The organism is Kitasatospora sp. NPDC028961 (genome assembly GCF_055564815.1).
Genome location: NZ_JBVHVO010000009.1, coordinates 21,240 through 27,239, shown reverse-complemented (window position 1 = coordinate 27,239; position 6,000 = coordinate 21,240). Strand labels below are relative to the sequence as shown.

The following is a 6,000-nucleotide window of genomic DNA, read 5'->3' as shown; positions in this document are numbered from 1 at the left end:
TTCTGTTTCTCTGTGATTCTTTTTTTTTTTTTTGCGGATTGTTTGGTGTGTTTTTTTTTTTCCCCCCCCCCCCCCCCTCCCGCCACGGTCCAGTCGGCGAGGGCGACGACCTCCTTGAGGAAGCCGCGCACGCCGAGGAACTGCGAGAGGTGCTCGCGGTGCTCCTCGCAGGCCGCCCAGGTCTTGCGGCGGTCGGGGGTGTGCAGCTTCGGGTTGTTCCAGACCAGCACCCACCGGGCGTCCGCCCGGCAGCCCTTGGCCGAGCAGACCGGTGCCTGCGTCTGCGGGGAGCCCGGGGATTCCATGGTGCCGTCCTCAGCGATAGCGGGTCGTCTGCACCGCCAGTCTTTCACGCTCCCGGACGGCGACGGCGCGTCCGGGCATGGCGACGCCGGGCAGCCACGGGGGGAGCCGCCCGGCGTCGGTCCGTCGCTCCGACGGGGGATGCGGAGCGCGTACGCAGTATGTCACGGCAGGACCCCGGCATGGGGAGGTCTTGCATGATTAATCTGAGGTTCTTTTGAGCTTTCTGTCGAGGGAGTCGCTGGAAAACCCCCTAAAACGGACAGTCAGTTCGATGGCTGTGAAGAATCGGTGGGCACGCTCTGTGCCACACCGGCATCATGTGAAGCGCCGGCCCCACCGGTACCGCCGGGGCCGAGCATCAGCACGGTCTCCGGCGGTACGTCGAAGGTGCTCGGCAGCCCCGGCGCCCGCTCGCGGCCGGCGTTGGCGATCAGTACCGCGAAGTAGGGCAGCAGCACCGCGCCCGCGAGTGCGGCGAACGCGAGCACCCGCTGGACGTCCCACAGGACCACCGCGAGCAGCACGCAGACGGTGCGGAGCAGCATCGAGGCCACGTAGCGGCGCTGTCGGCCCCGGACGTCCTCGGTGAGGCTGCTGCGTGCCCCCGTGATCCGGTGGACCTGTCCACCGCCGGCGCTCTTGCCCATGTCCTACCGCCCTCGTCCACGCACCTGCCGTGCCTCGCAGCGCGGCCACTTCACGGTACGCCGCGCGGGGGCGGCCGACGAGACCGGGGGCGGACGCCGCGCCCTAATGGAGCAGGGAGAGGTACTCCGGCGGTACCGCGTCGGTCAGCCAGACGCCGTTGGCGCTGATCCGGAAGGTGTGACCGGCCGCCGCCAGGGCGGCGGCGTCGACCGCCAGGACCACCGGCCGGCCGTGCCGGGAGCCGACCCGCAGCGCGGTGTCGGTGTCGGCCGAGAGGTGGACGTCCTGGCGGGCCATCGGCCGCAGGCCCTGGCGGAAGATCGCGTCCAGGCTCCGGGCGGCGGTGCCGTGGAACAGCCGGGCCGGCGGCTCGGCGGCGGCCAGACCGAGGTCGACCGCCACCGTGTGCCCCTGGCTGGCGCGGATCGAGAGACCGTCGTCGGAGTAGGCGAAGCGGCGCTTGTTGTTGGTCGCCACCACGTGGTCCAGCTCGGACCTGGTCAGCCGGGTGCCGTTCGCCGCCAGCGCGGCGAGCAGCACGTCCACCCCGACCCAGCCGGCCTCGTCCAGCGTGATCCCGATCCGCTCGGGCTCGTGCCGCAGGACGCGGGACAGCGTCTTGCTGGTCCTGACCGTGCGCTTCTCGTCCATCTCTCCCGATCCCTCGCCCCCGAGCCGGCTAGGAGGCCTGGCTCACCGAACTCATGTTGAACCCCGCGACCCGCACCGGCGGCATCGCGGCCCGGGTGAACCAGTCGCCCCACTCACGCGGCAGGCAGCGCTCCGTCCGGCCCACCTCGGTGATCCGGCCGAGCAGGTCGACCGGCGACTCGTTGAACCTGAAGTTGTTCACCGCGCCGACCACCTGGCCGTTCTCCACCAGGTACACGCCGTCCCGGGTGAGGCCGGTGAGCAGCAGGTTCGCCGGGTCCACCTCGCGGATGTACCAGAGGCAGGTGACCAGCAGGCCGCGCTCGGTGCGGGCGATCATCTCGTCCAGGGTGGGCGCGCCGGCCCCGTCGGCCGTCTCCAGCACCAGGTTGTCCACCGCCGGGCGCAGTGCCAGGCCGGTGAGCCCGGCGGAGTGCCGGGTGGTGATCAGCTCGGCCAGCTCGCCGTCGCGGATCCACTCGGTGGCGGTGAGCTCCAGGCCGTTGTCGAAGACCGAGGAGTCCCCGCCGGTGGAGTGGGTCAGGACGAAGGGCGCCGCCTCCAGCCCCGGCTCGGCCGGGTCGGAGCGCAGCGTCAGCGGCAGGGCGGCCAGCTTGTCGCCCACCCTGGTGCCGCCGCCCGGCTTGGAGAAGACCGTCCGGCCCTCGGCGGCGTCCCGGCCGCCGGCGGACCAGCTGAGGTAGACCATCAGGTCGGCCACGGCCGAGGGCGGCAGCAGCGTCTCGTAGCGGCCGGCCGGCAGGTCGATCTTCCGGGCGCCCCAGGCCAGCCGCTTGGTCAGCTCGGTGTGCAGCGCGGCGACGTCCACGTCGGCGAAGTCCCGGGTGGCGGCACCCGCCCAGGCGGAGCCGGACAGGTCGGCGGTCTTGGCGTTCAGCTCGACCGTGCCGGTCGGCTGGTCGTGGCGCAGCCGCAGGCCGGTGGAGGTGCCCAGGTAGCTGGAGACCACCTCGTGCCGGGCGAAGCCGTACAGCAGCTCGCCCTGGGCGGCGGCCCGGGCGAAGGCCTCGCCGAGGGCGGGCGCGAAGGCCGCGAAGACCTCGATCGAGGTCTCGGCCGGCGGCCCGGCGAAGTCGGGCGAGGCCGGCCGGTCGGCCACCAGCGGCTGCGCGTCCTCGGCCGGACCGGCCGCCAGGGCGGCCTGCTCGGCGGCCCGCACCAGGCCCTCCACCTCGTCCGCGGTGACGGCCTCGCGGGAGACCACGCCGGAGGCGGTGCCCTCGGCGCCGGCCACCGTGGCGATCACGGTGAGCCGCCGGCCCCTGGTCACCCCGTTGGTGGTGAGCGCGTTGCCGGCCCAGCGCAGGTTGGCGGTCGACTCTTCGTCGGCGATCACCACGCAGCCGTCGGCGCGGGAGAGGCCGAGCGCCAGCTCGACGAGTTCGTGGGGCTGAATCGCGGTCATCAGTGACCCGCCTCCTGCTGGGTGTTGAGCACGTTGACGTTGCGGAACAGCGCCGAGGGGCAGCCGTGGCTGACCGCCGCGACCTGGCCGGGCTGGGCCTTGCCGCAGTTGAAGGCCCCGCCGAGCACGTAGGTCTGCGGGCCGCCGACGGCCGCCATCGAGCCCCAGAAGTCGGTGGTGGTGGCCTGGTAGGCGAAGTCCTTGACCTGGCCCGCGAGTTCGCCGTTGCGGATGGCGTAGGCGCGCTGACCGGTGAACTGGAAGTTGTAGCGCTGCATGTCGATCGACCAGGAGCGGTCGCCGACGATGTACAGGCCGTTCTCCACGCCGGCGAACAGGCCCTCGGTGTCGGGGCCGTCGGCGGCCGGCCGGAGCGAGACGTTGGCCATCCGCTGGACCGGGACGTGGGCGGGGGAGTCGGCGAAGGCGCAGCCGTTGGAGCGGTCGAAGCCCTTGAGCTTCGCCATGCCGCGGTCGAGCTGGTAGCCGACCAGGACACCGTCCTTGACGAGGTCCCAGGACTGCGTGGCGACGCCCTCGTCGTCGTAGCCGATGGTGGAGAGGCCGTGCTCGGCGGTGCGGTCGCCGGTGACGTGCATCAGCTCGGAGCCGTAGCGCAGCGAGCCCAGCTTGTCGAAGGTGGCGAAGGAGGTGCCGGCGTAGGCGGCCTCGTAGCCGAGCGCGCGGTCCAGCTCGGTGGCGTGGCCGATCGACTCGTGGATCGTCAGCCAGAGGTTGGACGGGTCGACGACCAGGTCGTAGCGGCCCGGCTCGACGCTCGGCGCCTTCATCTTCTCGGCCAGCAGGGCGGGCAGTTCGGCCAGCTCGGCGTCCCAGTCCCAGCCGGTGCCGCGCAGGTACTCGAAGCCGCGCCCGGCCGGCGGGGCCAGCGTGCGCATCGAGTCGAAGGCCCCGGTGCGCTCGTCCACCGAGGTGGCCTCCAGCGAGGGGTGCAGCCGGATCCGCTGCTGGGTGGTGACGGTGCCGGCGGTGTCGGCGTAGAACTTGTTCTCCTGCACCGTCAGCAGGCTGGCGCTGACGTGCGAGACGCCCTCGGCGCCGAGCAGGCGCGCGCTCCAGTCGGCGAGCAGCGCGGTCTTCTCCGCGTCCGGCACCTCGAAGGGGTTCAGCTCGTACGCGGAGACCCAGGTGGCGTCCGGGTAGACCGGCTCGTCCGCCAGCTCGACGCGCTCCTTCGCACCGGCCGCCCGGCTGATCCCGCCGGACAGCCGGGCCACCGCGACGGCCTGTTCGGCGACCCGCGCCGCCGCGGCCCCGGTGAGGTCGACCCCGGCGGCGAAGCCCCAGGCGCCGTCCAGCAGCACCCGGACGGCGAAGCCGAGCTGGACGCTGTCGGAGGTGCCGGCCGGCCGGGCGTCGCGCAGCCGCCAGGACGCGCTGCGGACCCGCTCCAGGCGGAAGTCGGCGTGTTCGGCGCCGAGTTCCCGGGCGCGGGTGAGTGCCGCGTCGGCCAGGGCGCGCAGCGGGTAGGCGAGGAACAGCGGGTCGACGGCGCGCCCGTGCGGGGCGCCGGAACTGCTGGTCGGGGACATCGGAGGCAAGCGGGCTCCCTGGTCGGGGGGATGACGGTGCGGGTACTCCGAACCGGGTACCCGCACGGCATCATGTCCCGTTCAGGGGGTTTCGGCCAGCGCATTCGGGCGGTGACACGCGGCGGCCGCCGCCCCCGGGGATCCGGTCAGCCGACCGTCTCCCACCAGCCGTCCAGCTCCGGCGGGTTGTCGACGTCCACCCGCTCGCCGGGGCGCGGCACCGCGAGCGGGACGGCCTGTGCCTTGGCCTCGACCAGCAGCCGCTCGATCGGCTCGGCCCAGGGGTGCAGGCCCAGGTTGAAGGTGCACCAGTGGACGGGCACCAGCAGGCCGGCGTTCAGCTCCCGGTGGGCGAGGACGGCGTCCTCCGGCGTCATGTGGATGTCCGCCCAGGCCGTGTCGTAGGCGCCGATCTGCATCAGGGCGGCGTCGAACGGGCCGTGCTGCTCGCCGATCCGCGCGTAGCCCTCGAAGTAGCCGGAGTCCCCGGTGTAGAAGACCTTGCGGGTCGGCCCGGCGATCACCCAGGAGCCCCAGAGCGTGGTGTTGCGGGTCAGACCGCGCCCGGAGAAGTGGTGGGCGGAGGTGAGCGTGACGGCGAGTTCGCCGAGCGTGCAGGTCTCGTCCCAGTCCAGCTCGATGATCCGGTGCTCCGGGACGCCCCAGCGGCGCAGGTGGCCGCCGATGCCGAGCGGCACCGCGAAGGGAGCGGACTGGCTGCGGACCAGCCGCTTGACCGTCGCCATGTCCAGGTGGTCGTAGTGGTCGTGCGAGATGAGCACCGCGTCGACCTGCGGCAGCTCCTCCAGCTCGACCGGCACCGGGTGCAGCCGCTTGGGGCCGACGTGCGCCGTGGGGGAGCAGCGCTCGCTCCAGACCGGGTCGAGCAGCACCCGGGTGCCCTCGATCTCGACCAGCGCGGAGGCGTGCCCGTACCAGGTGATCTCCACGCCCTCGGCGGCCTCGCGCGGTCCGCCGGCCGGGCGGACGGTGGGCACCGGGTGGGCCGGGACCCGGCCCTCGCGCTGGAACAGCATCCGGCGCACGGTGTCCCGGTCGATGTCCGGCGCGGACTTGGCCCGGGCCAGGGTGGACGGCGCGTTGTGGAAGACGCCGTCCCGGTACTGCGGGGAGTTGCGCACCCGGGCCTCGCGGGCGGCGTCCGGCCGCCGTCCGAAGGCCGCCGGCAGGTCGCGCAGCGACCAGGCGGCCGCTCCCGCGCCGGCCGCCAGGGCGGCCAGGGCCAGCAGTCGTCCCCGCCGGTGGGTGGTACCGGACTGTGCGTCGCTCATCCGTGCTCTGCCTTCGCTCGTCGCCGTGGCCGCCGGGCCCCGCGCGCCGGGACCCGTCCGGGAACTTCGGTACGGCCGGCCCCGGTCGTCCCGCACCACGGGGGCAACGGGTGCGCCCCGTCGC

General features: G+C 73.3%; 6 protein-coding genes. All 6 read right to left on the bottom strand.

The genetic code is table 11. The annotated features are described in order from the left end of the window. Window positions 1-305 (bottom strand): hypothetical protein (locus tag ACZ4UX_RS18305; RefSeq protein ID WP_465707401.1); only part of this gene is annotated, 305 nt, incomplete at its 3' end. 264 nt (window positions 306-569) lie between these two features. After that, window positions 570-953, bottom strand: coding sequence for a DUF3099 domain-containing protein (locus ACZ4UX_RS18300; RefSeq protein ID WP_329490134.1), 384 nt, complete (start codon window positions 951-953; stop codon window positions 570-572). A gap of 103 nt (window positions 954-1,056) precedes the next feature. Next, window positions 1,057-1,605, bottom strand: a complete 549-nt coding sequence (locus ACZ4UX_RS18295; RefSeq protein ID WP_465707400.1) for an RNA 2'-phosphotransferase — start codon at window positions 1,603-1,605, stop codon at window positions 1,057-1,059. 28 nt (window positions 1,606-1,633) lie between these two features. After that, entirely contained in the window at window positions 1,634-3,031 is a 1,398-nt protein-coding gene (locus ACZ4UX_RS18290; RefSeq protein WP_465707399.1) for a metallopeptidase TldD-related protein, read from the bottom strand. Then, window positions 3,031-4,584, bottom strand: a complete 1,554-nt coding sequence (locus tag ACZ4UX_RS18285; protein WP_465707526.1) for a TldD/PmbA family protein — start codon at window positions 4,582-4,584, stop codon at window positions 3,031-3,033. Before ACZ4UX_RS18285 ends, ACZ4UX_RS18290 begins: the two co-directional genes overlap by 1 nt. A gap of 146 nt (window positions 4,585-4,730) precedes the next feature. Further along, entirely contained in the window at window positions 4,731-5,876 is a 1,146-nt protein-coding gene (locus ACZ4UX_RS18280; protein WP_329490137.1) for an MBL fold metallo-hydrolase, read from the bottom strand. Between the last annotated feature and the right edge of the window lie 124 nt (window positions 5,877-6,000).